Annotated in this window: 18 protein-coding genes; all 18 read right to left on the minus strand. The window is 39.9% G+C overall.

Annotation, left to right across the window (positions count from 1 at the left end):
* Position 1 precedes the first annotated feature (1 nt).
* Positions 2 to 523 (minus strand): F0F1 ATP synthase subunit B, encoded by a 522-nt coding sequence (atpF, locus tag MHB53_RS13915; RefSeq protein WP_340919340.1) that lies wholly within the window; start codon positions 521 to 523, stop codon positions 2 to 4.
* A 276-nt stretch (positions 524 to 799) separates the two neighbouring features.
* Positions 800 to 1,012, minus strand: a complete 213-nt coding sequence (atpE, locus tag MHB53_RS13920) for a F0F1 ATP synthase subunit C (RefSeq protein WP_066144004.1) — start codon at positions 1,010 to 1,012, stop codon at positions 800 to 802.
* Positions 1,013 to 1,074: 62 nt separating this feature from the next.
* On the minus strand, positions 1,075 to 1,785 hold the full coding sequence (gene atpB, locus MHB53_RS13925; protein ID WP_340919348.1) for a F0F1 ATP synthase subunit A: 711 nt from the start codon (positions 1,783 to 1,785) through the stop codon (positions 1,075 to 1,077).
* Positions 1,786 to 1,806: 21 nt separating this feature from the next.
* Positions 1,807 to 2,184: an ATP synthase subunit I gene (locus MHB53_RS13930; RefSeq protein WP_340919351.1), complete on the minus strand. Its 378-nt coding sequence runs from the start codon at positions 2,182 to 2,184 to the stop codon at positions 1,807 to 1,809.
* Between the two features lie 452 nt (positions 2,185 to 2,636).
* The gene (gene wecB, locus MHB53_RS13935) at positions 2,637 to 3,782 is read right to left on the minus strand and encodes a non-hydrolyzing UDP-N-acetylglucosamine 2-epimerase (RefSeq protein ID WP_340919356.1); all 1,146 of its coding nucleotides are present in this window, start codon (positions 3,780 to 3,782) and stop codon (positions 2,637 to 2,639) included.
* A gap of 240 nt (positions 3,783 to 4,022) precedes the next feature.
* Positions 4,023 to 4,652 (minus strand): uracil phosphoribosyltransferase, encoded by a 630-nt coding sequence (gene upp / locus MHB53_RS13940; RefSeq protein WP_340919358.1) that lies wholly within the window; start codon positions 4,650 to 4,652, stop codon positions 4,023 to 4,025.
* Positions 4,653 to 5,084: 432 nt separating this feature from the next.
* A complete protein-coding gene (glyA, locus tag MHB53_RS13945) occupies positions 5,085 to 6,347 on the minus strand; it encodes a serine hydroxymethyltransferase (RefSeq protein ID WP_340919361.1) in 1,263 nt (420 codons plus the stop codon).
* Positions 6,348 to 6,471: 124 nt separating this feature from the next.
* Positions 6,472 to 7,038 carry a TIGR01440 family protein gene (locus MHB53_RS13950; protein WP_445661524.1) on the minus strand — a complete coding sequence of 189 codons (567 nt, stop codon included), beginning with the start codon at positions 7,036 to 7,038 and terminating at the stop codon, positions 6,472 to 6,474.
* 71 nt (positions 7,039 to 7,109) lie between these two features.
* Positions 7,110 to 7,547: a ribose 5-phosphate isomerase B gene (gene rpiB, locus MHB53_RS13955; protein ID WP_340919367.1), complete on the minus strand. Its 438-nt coding sequence runs from the start codon at positions 7,545 to 7,547 to the stop codon at positions 7,110 to 7,112.
* A 57-nt stretch (positions 7,548 to 7,604) separates the two neighbouring features.
* Positions 7,605 to 8,891 (minus strand): methyl-accepting chemotaxis protein, encoded by a 1,287-nt coding sequence (locus MHB53_RS13960; RefSeq protein WP_340924718.1) that lies wholly within the window; start codon positions 8,889 to 8,891, stop codon positions 7,605 to 7,607.
* 27 nt (positions 8,892 to 8,918) lie between these two features.
* Positions 8,919 to 9,347: a low molecular weight protein arginine phosphatase gene (locus MHB53_RS13965; protein ID WP_340919370.1), complete on the minus strand. Its 429-nt coding sequence runs from the start codon at positions 9,345 to 9,347 to the stop codon at positions 8,919 to 8,921.
* Between the two features lie 148 nt (positions 9,348 to 9,495).
* On the minus strand, positions 9,496 to 10,041 hold the full coding sequence (locus MHB53_RS13970) for a manganese efflux pump MntP (protein ID WP_340919372.1): 546 nt from the start codon (positions 10,039 to 10,041) through the stop codon (positions 9,496 to 9,498).
* An 85-nt stretch (positions 10,042 to 10,126) separates the two neighbouring features.
* Positions 10,127 to 11,182 carry an L-threonylcarbamoyladenylate synthase gene (locus MHB53_RS13975; protein ID WP_340919375.1) on the minus strand — a complete coding sequence of 352 codons (1,056 nt, stop codon included), beginning with the start codon at positions 11,180 to 11,182 and terminating at the stop codon, positions 10,127 to 10,129.
* 501 nt (positions 11,183 to 11,683) lie between these two features.
* Entirely contained in the window at positions 11,684 to 12,502 is an 819-nt protein-coding gene (spoIIR, locus tag MHB53_RS13980; RefSeq protein ID WP_340919377.1) for a stage II sporulation protein R, read from the minus strand.
* Between the two features lie 69 nt (positions 12,503 to 12,571).
* Entirely contained in the window at positions 12,572 to 13,432 is an 861-nt protein-coding gene (gene prmC / locus MHB53_RS13985; RefSeq protein ID WP_340919379.1) for a peptide chain release factor N(5)-glutamine methyltransferase, read from the minus strand.
* 2 nt (positions 13,433 to 13,434) lie between these two features.
* Complete coding sequence (prfA, locus tag MHB53_RS13990) at positions 13,435 to 14,505, minus strand: peptide chain release factor 1 (RefSeq protein WP_340919381.1); 1,071 nt, start codon at positions 14,503 to 14,505, stop codon at positions 13,435 to 13,437.
* Between the two features lie 402 nt (positions 14,506 to 14,907).
* Positions 14,908 to 15,516: a thymidine kinase gene (locus tag MHB53_RS13995; protein ID WP_340919383.1), complete on the minus strand. Its 609-nt coding sequence runs from the start codon at positions 15,514 to 15,516 to the stop codon at positions 14,908 to 14,910.
* Positions 15,517 to 15,796: 280 nt separating this feature from the next.
* Entirely contained in the window at positions 15,797 to 15,997 is a 201-nt protein-coding gene (rpmE, locus tag MHB53_RS14000) for a 50S ribosomal protein L31 (RefSeq protein WP_340919385.1), read from the minus strand.
* Positions 15,998 to 16,027: the final 30 nt, after the last annotated feature.

A 16,027-nucleotide genomic window follows, 5' to 3' on the forward strand; every position in this document is an offset into this window, starting at 1 on the left:
GCTATTCTCCCGCCTTTTGAATGTATTCATTGATCAATTTTTGTTGATCGTCTTCACTCAATTCTTTTTCAATTACTTTAGATGCAATCAATACAGATAATGAAGCTACTTGCTCACGCAACGCTACAATTGCCTGTTCTTTTTGCTCATTAATTTCTAAGCGTGCAGATTCTTTTAAACGATCCGCTTCTTGACGAGCAACCTGAATAATTTCTTCACGTTGAACTTCCCCATGCTCTTTAGAGTTTTCAATCATTGCTTGTGCTTCTATGCGAGCTTCTTTCAATAGGGCTTTTTGTTCTTCCAAGAATTGATTAGATTCAATGCGGCTTTTTTCCGCAGCACTAATTTCATTCGCTATATATTCTTCGCGTTTGATCATGATTCCCATTAAAGGTCCCCATGCAACTTTTTTCAGTATGAACAATAAAACAGCAAATGCTGCAACGGTATATAAAATATCTCCGCCATTAAATTTTTGTGTGGACTCAGTGACTCCAAGTACAAATTGGTTTGTTAGCACGTTTGCTTCACTCCTTTCGAAAATTCGGGCCCGCATATCGTACGGATCAGAACGGCGTGGGTCACAAAAGCTTTGCCACAGGATGTGACTTTGTTTGCTTTTGCTCCTTTAAGATCTTACTGGACTTACACACTTTTCACTCAATACATAAAGGAATGGCGAAGTTTCTCAGCTAGTGAGCTTCGCCATTTTCTCAGCGTCACCAACCCAAGCATAGATCGTCCGTGCTGTTTCCGCACCGAACATCGCCGCTTGAACCCGGACGAATTCATTTTATTATCTACCTTGAAGCATGAATGCAATAACCGCACCCATGATAGGAATCGCCTCGATGATACCTACACCAATAAACATTGTTGATTGAAGCATTCCACGCGCTTCTGGTTGACGTGCCATACCTTCAACTGTTTTAGAAACAACCATTCCGTTACCGATACCTGCTGCTAAAGCTGATAGACCAATTGCGATTGCTGCTGCGATTGCATACATTATAAATTTCCTCCTTGGTTTTAAAAAAATTATGTTTTCCGCTCTTTTTGAACGGGTATATATTAATGGTCAGAACTCACTTTATGCGAGATATAAACCATCGTTAACATTGTAAATATGAATGCTTGTAATGCTCCTACAAATATACTAAATCCTTGCCATACCATTAGTGGTACAAATCCACCAATTGCACCAAGCACGCTGACTCCTGCTAAAGATGCCAATAGTCCGATCAATACTTCACCTGCATACAAGTTACCGTATAGACGCAAACCAAGGCTGAGTGAGTTGGCTAGCTCTTCAATAATTTTAAAAGGAAACATAAATCCTACTGGTCTGAAATAATCGCGACCATATTCTTTTGCACCTTTCATCTTCACCCCGTAATAATGAGATAAGACCACGACCATGACGGATAGAGTCAACGTAACAACCGGATCGGCTGTCGGTGATTTCCACCATAGTTCATCATGAACATATAACGCAAAAGGTAATCCAAGCATGTTAGATACGAATATAAACATGAGCAACGTTATTCCAAGCAAATGGAAGTTACCACCTGTTCTCCAATCCATATTACTTTTAATAATACCTTTAACAAAATCCATGATCCATTCCATGACATTCTGCATTCCTGTTGGCTTCATCGCTAGTTTTCTAGTAGAAAGAACCGCAATTAGAATTACGATAATCGCTGAAACAGTAATCATTAATACATTCGATAAGTTAAACCAAAGCCCTGCTATTTCTACTAATGGTGCTCCATGTTCCAATCAAGTTCACCTCTCTTCCCGCTATTCCCGGGATTTGAAAATTTGTTGAACAACAAAATCTATCATAATAACAGCATAAACTGTCACTACTCCAATGATTACGCTAATCAGGTGAAATACATCCGGGAATTTCATCGCTACATACACTGCCACGATTGCTGCTACCATCCTCATTAGTGTGCCCAAGGAATAAACTCTTTTTCCCTCTGCTACTGCTTCCCCAAGACGGACTGTTCTTCTCATTAACAGCCAATGATTATAAAGGCTGACAGATGTCCCGAGGATTAAGCCCATAAATATAGATTTATAGTCCGTAAATCCCCATCCCAAAAAATAAATTGATAATAGGTACAGTATGTATTTACAGTGTCTGTAGAATAATTGTTGGAGTTCCGGCATGTCTTTTTAAGCTCCTGAAAAGAAATGTCGAACTTTGTGGAGCGCAGCTATAAAAAATTGCTGTGCTGTGAAGAAGTCCGATGAAAAACGGTGGGTTAAATGGTTCGTCTACATGCTTCTTTCAAATAAAAAGCCTGTGAGCGCTCAAGCTCATTAATAATAAAAAAAGCATAAAACTGGTGACCCATACCCTTTGTTAGCATACAATAGCACCTATTCATTGTCAATCCGTTTTCAGTTAAATCAAGGAAAGGTTTTCATTCATTTATTGTTTGTTCACAAAATCATCAAAATTCAATTAGTGTAGATTTTTCGACCGCATTTGACAGACAACTGTAGCAGGTGTCTCATTTCGGTTTATAATCGGCCTATTTCTTTAGTAAACATGCATTTAATCCACAAAATCCCCTAATAAATAAAAAGACGAAGATCAACTCTTCGTCTTTTTATTATTAAGCTCTGAATACCTCTGGCTTCTCTATACGTACGCCGAAATGGTACAAAATGGCATCCGCAATTCGCGAAGAAGCATTCCCATCACCATATGGATTGGCTGCTTGCGCCATCTTTTCATATTCTTCATTATTCGTTAATAACTCGGTTGCTAACGAATAAATTGTTTCTTCATCTGTTCCTGCAAGCTTTAATGTACCCGCTGCGATTCCCTCAGGTCGCTCGGTTGTATCACGAAGAACAAGTACCGGAACCGCTAGTGACGGCGCCTCTTCTTGGACCCCTCCTGAATCAGTGAGAATGATATGTGATCGATTGGCAAAATTATGGAAATCGATCACATCGAGGGGCTCGATTAAATGAATGCGATCATCGTTGCCAAGTACCTCTTCAGCAAGTTCACGAACGACTGGATTTAAATGAACAGGATACACAACTTGTACATTAGGCTGTTCGGTCACAATCCGTTTAATCGCACGGAACATATTTCTCATTGGCTCTCCTAAATTTTCACGACGATGCGCAGTCAATAGAATCAGCCGATCTGTTCCGATTTTGTCTAATACCTCATGACTGTAATTTTCTTTTACTGTCGTTTTCAAGGCATCAATCGCCGTGTTGCCCGTAATAAAAATTGTTTCAGCCTGCTTGTTTTCATCTAATAGATTTTGCGCAGATGAATCTGTAGGTGAAAAATGTAGATCCGCAATGACACCTGTTAGCTGACGATTTATCTCTTCAGGAAATGGTGAATACTTATTCCACGTTCGTAAGCCCGCTTCGACATGCCCCACTGGAATTTGATTATAAAAAGCTGCAAGACTCGCAATAAAAGTTGTGGAGGTATCACCGTGCACAAGCACGATGTCCGGTTCTGCTTCCTTCATAACGCGATCAAGCCCGTCCAACCCACGTGTAGTCACATCGATAAGCGTTTGCCTGTCTTTCATTATATTTAAATCATAGTCAGGTTCGATATTGAAAGTTTCCAAAACTTGGTCGAGCATTTGCCGATGTTGGGCCGTAACCGCCACAATCGGATCAAATTCATTTTGCCTTTTCTGCAGTTCAAGTACGAGCGGAGCCATCTTAACCGCTTCCGGTCTCGTCCCGAAAATAGACATCACCTTCACTCGCTTTTCCACTTAGAACATCTCTCCTGTCATTTCCGAGCTCGCATGATGTAAGTCACAACGACGTGGCGTTCTTGGGCCTACACGACGTAGGTCACAACGGCGTTGCCACACGACGTGGCGTTCTTGGGCCTATACGACGTAGGTCACAACGGCGTTGCCACACGACGTGGCGTTCTTAGCCGTTGTTCCTTATGTTGTTCCTTATGTTGTTCCTTATGTTGTTCCTTATTTTATCCCTTAATTCGTTCCTTATTTCGTTCCAAATAGACGATCGCCTGCATCGCCAAGACCTGGAACGATATAGCCTTTTTCGTCTAATTTTTCATCAAGTCCTGCAATGTACATGTCCACATCAGGATGTGCTTTTTGCATTGCTTCGACACCTTCAGGCGCTGCAATAAGACACATAAATTTAATGTGCTTAGCACCGCGTCTTTTTAACGCGTCGATTGCCGCAACTGCAGAACCGCCTGTTGCAAGCATTGGATCAACTACAATTAATTCTCTTTCTTCTACACCAGGTGGTAATTTAATATAATATTCAACTGGCAATAACGTTTCCGGATCTCTATATAAGCCAACATGACCTACTTTTGCAGCTGGAATTAAATTTAAGATTCCATCCACCATTCCAATACCTGCTCGTAAAATTGGTATGATACCTAGCTTTTTCCCTGAAATGACTTTTGACTTTGCTGTACTAACTGGCGTTTCCACCTCAACCTCTTCCAAAGACATTTCTCTTGTAATCTCAAACATCATCAACGCGGCAACTTCATCGACAAGTTCACGAAATTCTTTCGTTCCTGTGTTTTTATCCCTAATATACGTTATTTTATGTTGTATGAGAGGATGGTCGAACACATACACTTTGGCCATGGTATCTCTCCTTCGGTCTAGTTCATGCCGAAAATACGGACGCTTGTAAACTTAAGCTAGGAAAGTCAGCTTATTTACATTTACCCGCTATTAACGACTTGTCGTTGATTATTCTACAGAAAAGAAATGTAATCAGCAAGGAAAAACAAATGTGAAAAGTCGCTATTTGTGATTATGTTACATTTTTGATACTAAAACGATTAAATTCTGAATTGATTGATTCATTTTTAAGCAAAAGTCTTACATATTTAATGATCAATCATTGTGCGGTCCAAACAAGTGAATTTTGCGAATTGCCATTCCCGATAAAAAAAGCCAACCGTTTCACATATAGAAACGGCCGACTTATATTTTTTGCAGTATTCATTTCGGGAATTTCCATACCTAGTTTCGGCCATAAAACGTGGCGACCATAACCAATGTTCTATCAAATTACGATGAACAAGACACTTCGCTTTTCTGTTGGTATAAAGGAAATTTAGCTGTTAATGTTTCGATACGAACGCGCGCTTCGTCGAGTTTTGTTTCATCTTCACGATTTTTCAAAATGAATGCTATTAGAGACGCAATTTCATCCATTTCTTCTACTCCAAATCCTCTTGAAGTTACTGCTGGTGTACCGATTCGGATACCACTTGTCGTGAATGGACCTTCTGGATCGTACGGAATCGTATTTTTATTGACTGTAATTCCTACATCATCAAGTACTTTTTCTGCCACTTTTCCTGTTAATCCGAACGGACGAAGATCAAGCAATACTAAATGGTTGTCTGTTCCACCAGAAACGATATCGAATCCTTCTTTTTTCAAGGATTCACCTAAACGTTTTGCATTAGCGACAACATTTTCGATGTAAGTTTTATACTCAGGTGTCAAAGCCTCTTTGAACGCAATTGCCTTACCTGCAATAACGTGCATAAGTGGTCCACCTTGTAGGCCAGGGAATACAGCACTATCAATCTTTTTACCGAATTCTTCTTTACAAAGAACCATACCACCGCGTGGTCCACGCAATGTTTTATGTGTAGTAGTTGTAACGAAATGTGCATGTGGAACTGGGTTAGAGTGAAGTCCGACAGCAACAAGACCTGCGATATGAGCCATATCAACCATAAAGTAAGCGCCGACTTCATCTGCAATTTCACGGAATTTCTTAAAATCAATTTCACGTGAATATGCACTTGCGCCTGCTACAATTAATTTCGGTTTGTGCTCGAGCGCTTTTTGGCGAACATCTTCATAATCGATTCTTTGTTCTTCCGCGTCTACTCCGTAAGCAACGAAATTGTATTGCACACCACTAAAGTTAACAGGGCTCCCATGTGTCAAATGACCACCATGAGATAAGTTCATACCAAGCACTGTGTCTCCCGGTTTAAGCACAGTAAAATAAACTGCCATATTAGCTTGAGCACCGGAATGAGGTTGCACGTTGACATATTCCGCTCCGAAAATTTCTTTTGCCCGGTCGCGAGCTAGATCTTCGACAACATCCACAAATTCACAACCGCCATAATAGCGTCGTCCCGGATATCCTTCTGCATATTTGTTTGTCAAGACAGACCCTTGCGCTTCCATCACTGCCTCACTAACAAAGTTTTCGGATGCAATTAATTCAATTTTCGTACGTTGGCGTTTCAATTCGTTTTGAATCGCTTCATATACAAGTGGATCTTGTTGTGCAATTTTACTCATTTCGTTCCTCCTCATCAAATCGTCCATTTTTTTCGTATTTAAAAATTCTTTTTCATTTTACCATGAAAAGTCGCCTTTGCCAACGGAATTCAGCTTTTCCACAAGCAAAAGCTGAACAATATACTTATTTATCACATTGATCGTTCAGTTTTTCCTTTTCGTATATCGCTCTTGCTCCGCCAATTAGTTTCGGTCTAGTCATAGCAATTGTGATATGTGCGTTGCCAAGTACCTTTTGGTTTATGCGAATTGGAACTGCGACGCGCTTGATATGCATACCTATAAATGTATCGCCGATATCAATACCTGCGTCCGCTTGGATATGTTCTATTACTACAGGCTCCAAAAATTGGCTAAATGCATATGTCGCCATTGCCCCTCCAGCATTTCTAGATGGAATCACAGACACTTCTTCCCAATCTTTCTCATCAGCAACAGATCGTTCTATCACTAAAGCTCTATTCAGATGTTCACAGCATTGAAATGCGAGGTGAATTTGTTCCTTATCTGCATACTTCTTTAATTCCTCGAAAATGATTGTGGCCACTTCCATCGTCCCAGATGTACCAATTTTCTCACCCGCAACTTCTGAAGTTGAGCACCCAATAACAAGCACTCCGTTTGATTTGATCCGTAACTGTTCACTACATTCACGAACGATTGCTTGCATTTCTTCCCGCCATTTTTCCATAGGCAAAGCCAATATTTTCACCTCACCATCATTAAAGATAATTCGAAAATTTTAGAGTGTTGACTGACACCTTATTTTTCGTAATCGCTAATTTTTCCAATTCTTGTTTGGTGACGCCCGCCTTCAAACTCTGTTTCAAGCCAAGTTTTAGCAATTTCAAGCGCAAGTCCCGCACCGATTACACGTTCACCCATTGCTAGCACATTCGTATCATTGTGAAGTCTCGTCATTCGCGCACTGAAAACGTCATGTGTAAGCGCACAACGAATTCCTTTTACTTTATTGGCTGCAATACTCATACCAATGCCTGTTCCACAAATTAAAATTCCACGGTCAAATTCGCCTTTCGCTACTTTTTCAGCTACAGGTACTGCATAGTCGGGATAATCTACTGAACTTTCACAGTCACAACCAAAATCCTTATATTCTATACCCATTTCTTCTAATAGTTTTCTAATTTCTTCACGAATATGTATGCCTCCGTGATCTGATGCCAATGCCACTTTCATATCCACGCCTCCTTTTTATTTAAAAAATGGGGACAGGCCCCAAAGCTCCTGTCCCCATTATATATGGAATCGTGTGATCGTGTCTTTTAATATGCTAGCTTGTATCTTAAGTTGTTCAGAAAGGTCATCAATTTCTTCCATATCCTTTGCTTGTTCTATCGACTTTCTTGCGACCTCTTCGGCGCCCGCAGATGTTTCTTGCGCGATTGCTGCTACTTCCTGGGACTGGATAGACGTTTTTTGCACACTTGCCATTTGATTATCAACCAATTCAGAAATGCTTTGTACGGATGAAGCAACTTGGTGAATGGTAGCTGTAATTTCTTCAATAGCTTCATTCGTTTGCGTTCCTTTCAATGCTTCCGTGTTCGCCGTTTCAGCTTGATCTGACATTTGCACAACAACATTTTCCACTTCCGCTTGAATGTTTTGAATCAATCCGGAAATACCTTGCACTGCTGTCGCACTCTCATCCGCAAGTTTTCTGACTTCCTCTGCTACAACAGCAAAACCTTTTCCATGTTCTCCTGCTCTTGCTGCTTCAATGGAGGCATTTAATGCGAGTAAATTAGTTTGATTGGCAATATCGCCTACTAATTTAATAATCTGTTCGACTTCCTTTGCATGTTCTTCCAGTTTGCGAACCGTTTTTAAAGATGTCCGATTTTCTAGCGCAAGCCGTTCAATTCCATCCACAAGTGATTGGACTATTTGTTTGCTCGCCATTAGTTCATCTACCATCGCTATGGACACCTGCTCAGATGCCTTAGCCTTTTCTTGTACATCAAGTGCGATACCACTAATATCCTCCACAGATTCAGCGGTTGCTTGGATCGCAGCTGCCGAACTTTCCGCACCAGAAGAAATTTCACTCATTGTATGTGAGGCATTTTCAGACTTCTCTGCCGCCTGTTTAGATTTTTGAGAAATCGCAATGACGTTTTCATTTGTTTTATTAAAATTCTCATCGATATGATGAATCATTTCTCTAAGATTTCCAATCATGACGTTGAAGGCACGTCCAAGCGAGTTGATTTCATCATCGACATCTGTAACTTCGACATCTGTACCAATATCGCCTTCACCCGCTCGAACAACTGCTTGCTCCATACGTTGCAATGGCTTTGTGATCATACTCGCCGCTGCATAAGCTAGTATTCCCGACCATATGATACCTAATGACAGCGTTAAAATCACAAATGGTTGTTGGCTTATGTAATCAGTAACATACGGATAAACAAAATAAATAAATATCGCACTTGTAGAATAGGTAATGAGTGCAAGCAATGTCGTAAATATGACTAACCTTTTTTGCAATCCAAACTTATATTTCCTTTGTTTCATGCTCATCCAACCCTCTTGTAAAAATAATTATTCTGACATTTTTCCTATTAATTCTTTTAATTCTGTAAATGTTTCTCGGTATACTTCAAGACCTCCACCATACGGATCAAGCACATCAAGCTCTCCTTTATTATCATTTACATATTCTTTTAAAGTGAAAATTTTATCTGCTGCTCCTGGAAACCTATCCATCAATAGCGTTTTATGACCGGCTGTCATTGTGAGTACAAGCGTTGCCCATGTAAGGTGAGTCTCTTCTAATAGTTCAGATGAATGACTGATCTTCATATTATTTTCTTGTAAAACTTCGCGTGCATAATATGCAGCATTTGATCCTTTAGACGCAAATACCCCTGCAGATCTTGCCTTCTTATCATCGGACATTAGATGATTGAAAATAGCTTCTGCCATCGGGCTTCGGCACGTATTACCTGTACAAACAAATAAAATGTTCAATATCAAGACTCCTCCCTTTATCCCATTATAATACATTTAAACGTAGGTCAAAAGACTTATTATTTTTTTTCAAATAAAGTTGGATGATTTATGTACAAAAAAAGACAGCAGTATGAGCATTCACTACTATCCTTGTATATACTCCTATTCATAACGGTAACAATAACTTTAAACCAAAACCTATTAATATACAGCCCCCAAGTAGTTCGCTGTATATCCCTAGAAAGTGTTTAACCTTTCGTCCTATTACCAATCCACTCCATGTTAAAAATGAAGCGACAACTCCGAAGCAAATAACTGCTGCTGCAGCTCTAACTCCGAACATGCCGAGACTTATCCCCGCTGAAAAACTGTCGAGACTAATAATGAGCGAAAATACGATTAATCCCCAACCAATCGGTATTGGAATGGCACTTTCTCCTTTTCTAAAGCACATGATTAACATTTGTAAGCCGATGCAGATTAAAAGGAAACCACCAACATAACCACTAATTTTTCCAAATGTATCAGATAAAAAGTGCCCAGTAAGAATTCCGCACAAGGGTAGGATCACATGAAAAAGTCCGACTGTCAATCCTATGTAAAATATTTGCCGGATTCTAAGTTGGTATGTACCCATTCCTAGAGCAACCGAAAATGCATCCATTCCAACCGCAAAGGCCATAATCAACAGTGTTATTATTTTCGGAAGCATAACACATCTTCCCCTTTCCCCTTAGGACATGCCTTTAGGAAATATATGCAGGGAAATATTAGATTAGACTAAAATTGGATTGGAATCATTTTTCATCTATTTGTTTCAACCATTTATGTCCCGCCGCTTTTTCAAGACGATTCATAAGTGCAACACCTAACCCAGTAGCAGGAAATACTTCCGCAAAAATAAGATCAGGCTTTATTTCATCAAAAGAACGTAGTGTATCATACAGATGATGAGCAACCGTTTTTAAATCCTTTTTACTTCCACAAGCTAAAACAAAATCAGCATCATATAATGGTGCTGTTTCATTTGTAGCAAGAACACCTACCTTTTCCCCTTCTAGTCTTTTTCGATCGATTAATTCTTGCATCCATTTTCGATCGCCATCGACTAAATAAAGTGGGGCTGCAGGTGCATAATGCGTATACTTCATTCCAGGTGACTTTGGTTTTTCATCCCTGTTCGCTAGCGCTTGGTCCATCATAACTTTACCAATCACAGCTTCAATTTCCTCCTGCGATATACCACCTGGCCTCAGGATAACCGGAACTCCCCCTGAACAATCGATGACAGTGGATTCTACACCCACTCCAGTCATTCCACCATTAACTATTCCAGCAATGCGGCCATTTAAATCAGTACACACATGATCTGCCGTTGTCGGGCTTGGTTTACCAGATCGGTTTGCACTTGGAGCGGCAATCGGAATCCCTGCTGCAGTAATTAATTCCAGTGCAATTGGATGATTCGGCATGCGAACAGCTACTGTTTCAAGTCCAGCTGTTACAAGCTTAGAAACGGAGTTCTCTTTTTTTGGAAAAATAATCGTAAGTGGGCCAGGCCAAAATGCTTTTATTAACTGTTTTGCTTGATTAGAAATATGCTCTGTTAACTCTGTAAGCTGGGAAAAGGTAGATATGTGGACAATTAACGGATTATCCGCAGGCCTACCCTTCGCAGCGAAAATTTTAGCAATTGCCTCATCTGATTTAGCGTTGGCCCCAAGACCATAAACTGTTTCTGTCGGGAAAGCAATCACTTCATTATCGTTCAAAAACTGCGCAGCTTCTTTTATTTGTGGATAAGTGGATATGTTATCCTCATACTTATCCACAATCCATTGTATAGTTTTCATTATCAGTGCCTCGTTCCTACAACTTGTTAATAATTTTATTATATAAGATAAATACTATGTTTCTACAAATTTCACCATTAAATTTTTAAGATAGCTTGTGGATTCACTCATTACTTATACACATTTTGTGAATAACTTATGAAAACAGTGGATAACTTTTCGAGTTTATGTGTGTAACTTGGAAGCTTTCTCATTACTTTCGCACTCAAATGTGAATAGGTGGATGATTTTGTGGATATAGCAGAAAAATCCCTCCAATTGAGAGATTCGAGGCCAGTACGTTGTGGATTAAACAGAAGCCTACACGATGTAGGTCACACAGACGTTGCCAATAGGACGTGTCGTTCTTAGTCTGTGTTCTTTTATCTGTTCTTAGTCTGTGTTCCTTTATCCGCTCTCAGTCTGTGTTCATTACATATTAATCTGCATTCTTAGTTCGTGCTAATGCCGTTCCTACATTAGCACTCCACTTTGTGCACAACATGGAAATTTAGGGACTTGTTAAAAGATTTTATCGATTAAATCAAATAAGAAGAATCTTACTTCTACTTCTTGTTCATCATCCACCACAATTGGTTCCATTTGTTTTTCTGATTCTTTTTCTTCACGTTCAGCAGGATCTTTCTCCTTAACATCCGATTTATCCACATTTTCCATTTGATCTAATGCTTCTTTTTTTTCTTTTTTTTCTTCTTTTTCTTCTTTTTCTGCCTTTACTTCTTTGCTTGCTTTTTCATCTTTTTCTACTTTTTCTTCCTTTTCATCCGCTTCATCAAATCCAGGACCTACAGCTAAACCATTCGAAAAATCAAGAAAGCATAAGGGAGGAAATAGAACGCACCACCAATTCGCACCACTGCCTTCACCAAGTGTAATTAATATTGCTTCATATGTTCCTGCTGGATAAAGGTATTCCCCATACAATTTTGCCGGAAATTGTACATCTCCAAATTCTACGTTTACCGAATAATCTAGTCCCATTGATGCAAGTTCTTCTCTAGCAATCTCTTCAATTTCTTGCATTTGCGATGTGATCACAGTCCGCGCTGTATCAATAGACGTTAAATCCTGGACCCAGTTCGTAATTTCCACATTAACTGCATCTCGAATCGCCCGCTTCACTGCTTGATCTTGCTCATTATCACTATTCGCGAGTATTCGTAAGCGAATCGCTTCCTCCGGTATAATAAGTGATTCCTTGGCAGAAACAACTTCCTGCTTAGGAATAATGAAGCTAATCACAGACCCCAATACTAAAACTACTATATATAACAACGCAATATTTTTTTGATAGAACCCTTGATTCATATTTTTAAACATATCCGCCTGCCCCCTCTATACAAGGCAGTATGGACAGAGAAATATATTCTTATACAGAGGGAGGATATTTTATAGTAGAGTCAAAACGATTCGGTCTTTGCCATTAATATCGTTAAGGATTTCTGTTTGCCCGTGCGGAAAAGTATTGCGCATCAAGGACGCAACTGCCTCTCCTTGTCCCGCTCCGATTTCAAAGCCGATTAACGCTTTTACACTGACTATTTTGGGCAAATCACTTGCAAATCTTCGGTAAAAGTCTAGCCCATCAGTACCACCAAACAATGCAGTGTTTGGTTCAAACCCCCGAACAACCTTCGATAATTCCTGTTCTTCTATATTAGGGATATACGGCGGATTAGAAACAATAATATCGTATTTTTCACCAGATTCAATAAATGGTTGTAGCAAATCACCATGCTTAAATTCAATTTCCGCTCCAAGCGTAGCAGCATTTTTCTTCGCTGTCTCTAAAGCCTTTAAAGAAAGATCAGAAGCAGTAACGACGAGTTCCGGTTCTTCCAGTTTCAACGTCACAGCTATCGCGCCACTCCCAGTACCGATATCGATTGTTTTTAAACCATTTATATCTCCAAAATAAGATGTAACCTGATTAAGAACACCGACAATCAACTCTTCTGTTTCAGGCCGAGGAATAAGGACATCTTCATTTACTAAAAATTTCCGTCCAAAAAATTCTTCAAAGCCAATAATATGCTGAATCGGACGGCCTTCCACATGCTCTTCTACTACTGCTTTAAATCGTACCCAGTCGACGGTAGACAGTTCCATGCGTTGCTCAGCAAAAAACTGCGACCGAGTCATATTGACAATCCACATTAATAGCAATTCACCGGCATTTTCATCGCGATCATGCTCTCTTAATAAAGAAGAAGCCCATTTGAGGGCTTCAAACAGTTTTATTTGCTTCATTTTTATTCTTCCACACTCTCTAGCTTACTCGTTTGTTCTTCCATGACTAAAGCATCGATAAATTCATCCAGCTTACCTTCTAGAATTTGATCAAGTTTTTGAATAGTCAAGCCTATCCGGTGGTCTGTCACCCGATTTTGTGGAAAATTATACGTACGGATCCGCTCAGATCGATCTCCAGTACCTACAGCTGTTTTTCGGTTTGCATCATATTCCGCTTGTGCCTCTTGCTGGAATTTATCATACACCCGTGCACGCAATACTTTCATTGCTTTTTCTTTATTTTTGATTTGCGACTTTTCATCTTGACATGATACAACGACACCTGTAGGAATATGAGTCAAACGTACTGCAGACATTGTTGTATTTACACTTTGTCCACCTGGCCCACTTGACGCAAATGTATCCACACGAATATCATTATCATGAAGGTCAATCTCTACTTCCTGTGCTTCTGGTAGCACGGCAACAGTTGCTGTTGAAGTATGAATCCGGCCACCTGATTCCGTTTCAGGTACACGTTGTACACGATGTGCGCCATTTTCATATTTCAGTTTGGAAAAAGCACCATTTCCATTAATCATGAAAATGATTTCCTTATAGCCACCAATGCCAGTAGAATGCGTCTCAATGACATCTGTTTTCCAACCATGTGTTTCGGCAAATCGACTATACATACGGTATAAATCACCAGCAAATAAAGCTGCTTCATCACCACCTGCAGCTCCACGAATTTCCATGATCACGTTTTTATCATCATTGGGATCTTTCGGAACAAGTAAAATTTTCAAACGCGCTTCTAATGCTACTACTTGCTCTGCCAATTCATCGATCTCTTCTTTCACCATCTCACGCATGTCCGCATCCAATTTATCATCAAGCATTTCTTTTGCATCTTTATATTGTGATTGAACTTCTTTATATTCACGGTAAACTTCTACCGTTTCTGCAATGGCAGACTGCTCTTTCGAATAATCCCGCAGTTTCACCGCATTATTGACAATGTCTGGATCGCTTAAAAGTTCATTTAACTTATCATAGCGTTCTTCAACAGATTGTAACTTGTCATACATATTATTCACCTCTGTAAGTTTGCATCGTGCACTACTATATAGTATAACGTTCGATTATTTCAAAGCAAAGTTATTTTATTTTTATTTCCAGCGTTCCCCTATAAAGAGAAAAAACAAGTCGACCAATGGATAAGAATAGGAAAGGCAATGAGTTAGATGCAATATTGACTAAGAATGGATGAATGAGCATTGCTAAGTACAGATGAAAGAGCACTGACTAAGAACGCCTCGTCCTGTGGCAACGTCTGTGTAACTCACATCGTGTGGGCCTCAGTGGCAACTTCTGTGTAACTCACATCGTGTGGGCCTCAGTGGCAACTTCTGTGTAACTCACATCGTGTGGGCCCTCGTGTAGACCTAAAAACCAGCTCCCAATTAATTAGAGGCTGGTTTTTTAACATATTATTCTATTGTTTGGCATAAATCAGTATTTATTCCGGCTGGAACTTCATGATGATGGCGACATCTTGCCTCATATGCTTCAGCAGCTCCAACAAGGATGATTGGATCTCCATAGCATGCTGGTTTGCCATTAATGAGGCGCTGTGTCCTGCTAGCCGGTGATCCGCATACTGCACAGACAGCATGAAGCTTCGTCACTTGTTCCGCAATAGACATTAGTCTTGGCATCGGTCCAAATGGTTCGCCTCGAAAATCTTGGTCGAGGCCAGCAATAATCACTCTATGCCCACTGTCCGCAAGCTCCTGAGCAACCTCGATAATACCTTCGTCAAAAAATTGCGCTTCGTCAATTGCGACTACATCTATATCTCGAGGTACTTCTTGTGAAATTTTTGTTGATGTTGCTATAGGCTGCGCCATTACTGACGTACCATTATGCGATACAACCTCTGTAACACTATAGCGGTCATCTAATTTTGGTTTAAAAACCATGATGCTCTGCTTCGCGAATTGCGTTCGGCGCACTCGGCGGATTAATTCTTCCGACTTCCCAGAGAACATACTCCCGCAAATAACTTCAATCCAGCCCGATTGTTTCATCATATCCATCGCGACGGCCGCTCCTTTCTAATACTTCCTCCAAGTCGATTAGCGTTACTCCAGTTAACATCTATGTAGAAATTGTAAAGTTTCAGCAACCAACTCACAATCATCGAAAGACAATGGAGTGAACGTCCTAGTAAATCGATTAATGAACGGAAATTTCTTCTTTATAAATACTATTCCACAAATGCTTTTGCTACTATTTTAAGCCATTTTCCTGATTCTAGGCATAAAAAAAACAGGCAAGTATGCCTTGCCCGTTTTTTTAATTACTTTTTCATTACGCTTATTTAAGACCGTATTTTTTGTTGAAACGATCCACGCGTCCGTCAGCAGATGCGAATTTTTGACGCCCTGTGTAGAATGGGTGACATTCTGAACAAATTTCAACGCGTACGTTTTCTTTGACAGAACCACTTGCAAATTCGTTACCACATGCACATTTTACTGTAACTGTTTTATATTCCGGATGAATTCCTGCTTTCATTATCTTTCATCTCCTTATGCCCTGAATCAT

The organism is Bacillus sp. FSL K6-3431 (genome assembly GCF_038002605.1).
GTDB lineage: Bacteria > Bacillota > Bacilli > Bacillales > Bacillaceae_C > Lederbergia.

Bases quoted from the DNA above. Each gene is read 5' to 3' on its own strand.
- MHB53_RS13995 (WP_340919383.1), bottom strand. From the start codon at position 15,516: ATGGATATGATGAAACAATCGGGCTGGATTGAAGTTATTTGCGGGAGT.
- rpiB (WP_340919367.1), bottom strand. From the start codon at position 7,547: ATGAAAGTGGCATTGGCATCAGATCACGGAGGCATACATATTCGTGAA.
- spoIIR (WP_340919377.1), bottom strand. From the start codon at position 12,502: ATGTTTAAAAATATGAATCAAGGGTTCTATCAAAAAAATATTGCGTTG.
- atpE (WP_066144004.1), bottom strand. From the start codon at position 1,012: ATGTATGCAATCGCAGCAGCAATCGCAATTGGTCTATCAGCTTTAGCA.
- prmC (WP_340919379.1), bottom strand. From the start codon at position 13,432: ATGAAGCAAATAAAACTGTTTGAAGCCCTCAAATGGGCTTCTTCTTTA.
- glyA (WP_340919361.1), bottom strand. From the start codon at position 6,347: ATGAGTAAAATTGCACAACAAGATCCACTTGTATATGAAGCGATTCAA.
- rpmE (WP_340919385.1), bottom strand. From the start codon at position 15,997: ATGAAAGCAGGAATTCATCCGGAATATAAAACAGTTACAGTAAAATGT.
- prfA (WP_340919381.1), bottom strand. From the start codon at position 14,505: ATGTATGACAAGTTACAATCTGTTGAAGAACGCTATGATAAGTTAAAT.
- MHB53_RS13960 (WP_340924718.1), bottom strand. From the start codon at position 8,891: ATGAAACAAAGGAAATATAAGTTTGGATTGCAAAAAAGGTTAGTCATA.
- MHB53_RS13970 (WP_340919372.1), bottom strand. From the start codon at position 10,041: ATGCTTCCGAAAATAATAACACTGTTGATTATGGCCTTTGCGGTTGGA.
- upp (WP_340919358.1), bottom strand. From the start codon at position 4,652: ATGGCCAAAGTGTATGTGTTCGACCATCCTCTCATACAACATAAAATA.
- MHB53_RS13930 (WP_340919351.1), bottom strand. From the start codon at position 2,184: ATGCCGGAACTCCAACAATTATTCTACAGACACTGTAAATACATACTG.
- MHB53_RS13975 (WP_340919375.1), bottom strand. From the start codon at position 11,182: ATGAAAACTATACAATGGATTGTGGATAAGTATGAGGATAACATATCC.
- MHB53_RS13950 (WP_445661524.1), bottom strand. From the start codon at position 7,038: ATGGAAAAATGGCGGGAAGAAATGCAAGCAATCGTTCGTGAATGTAGT.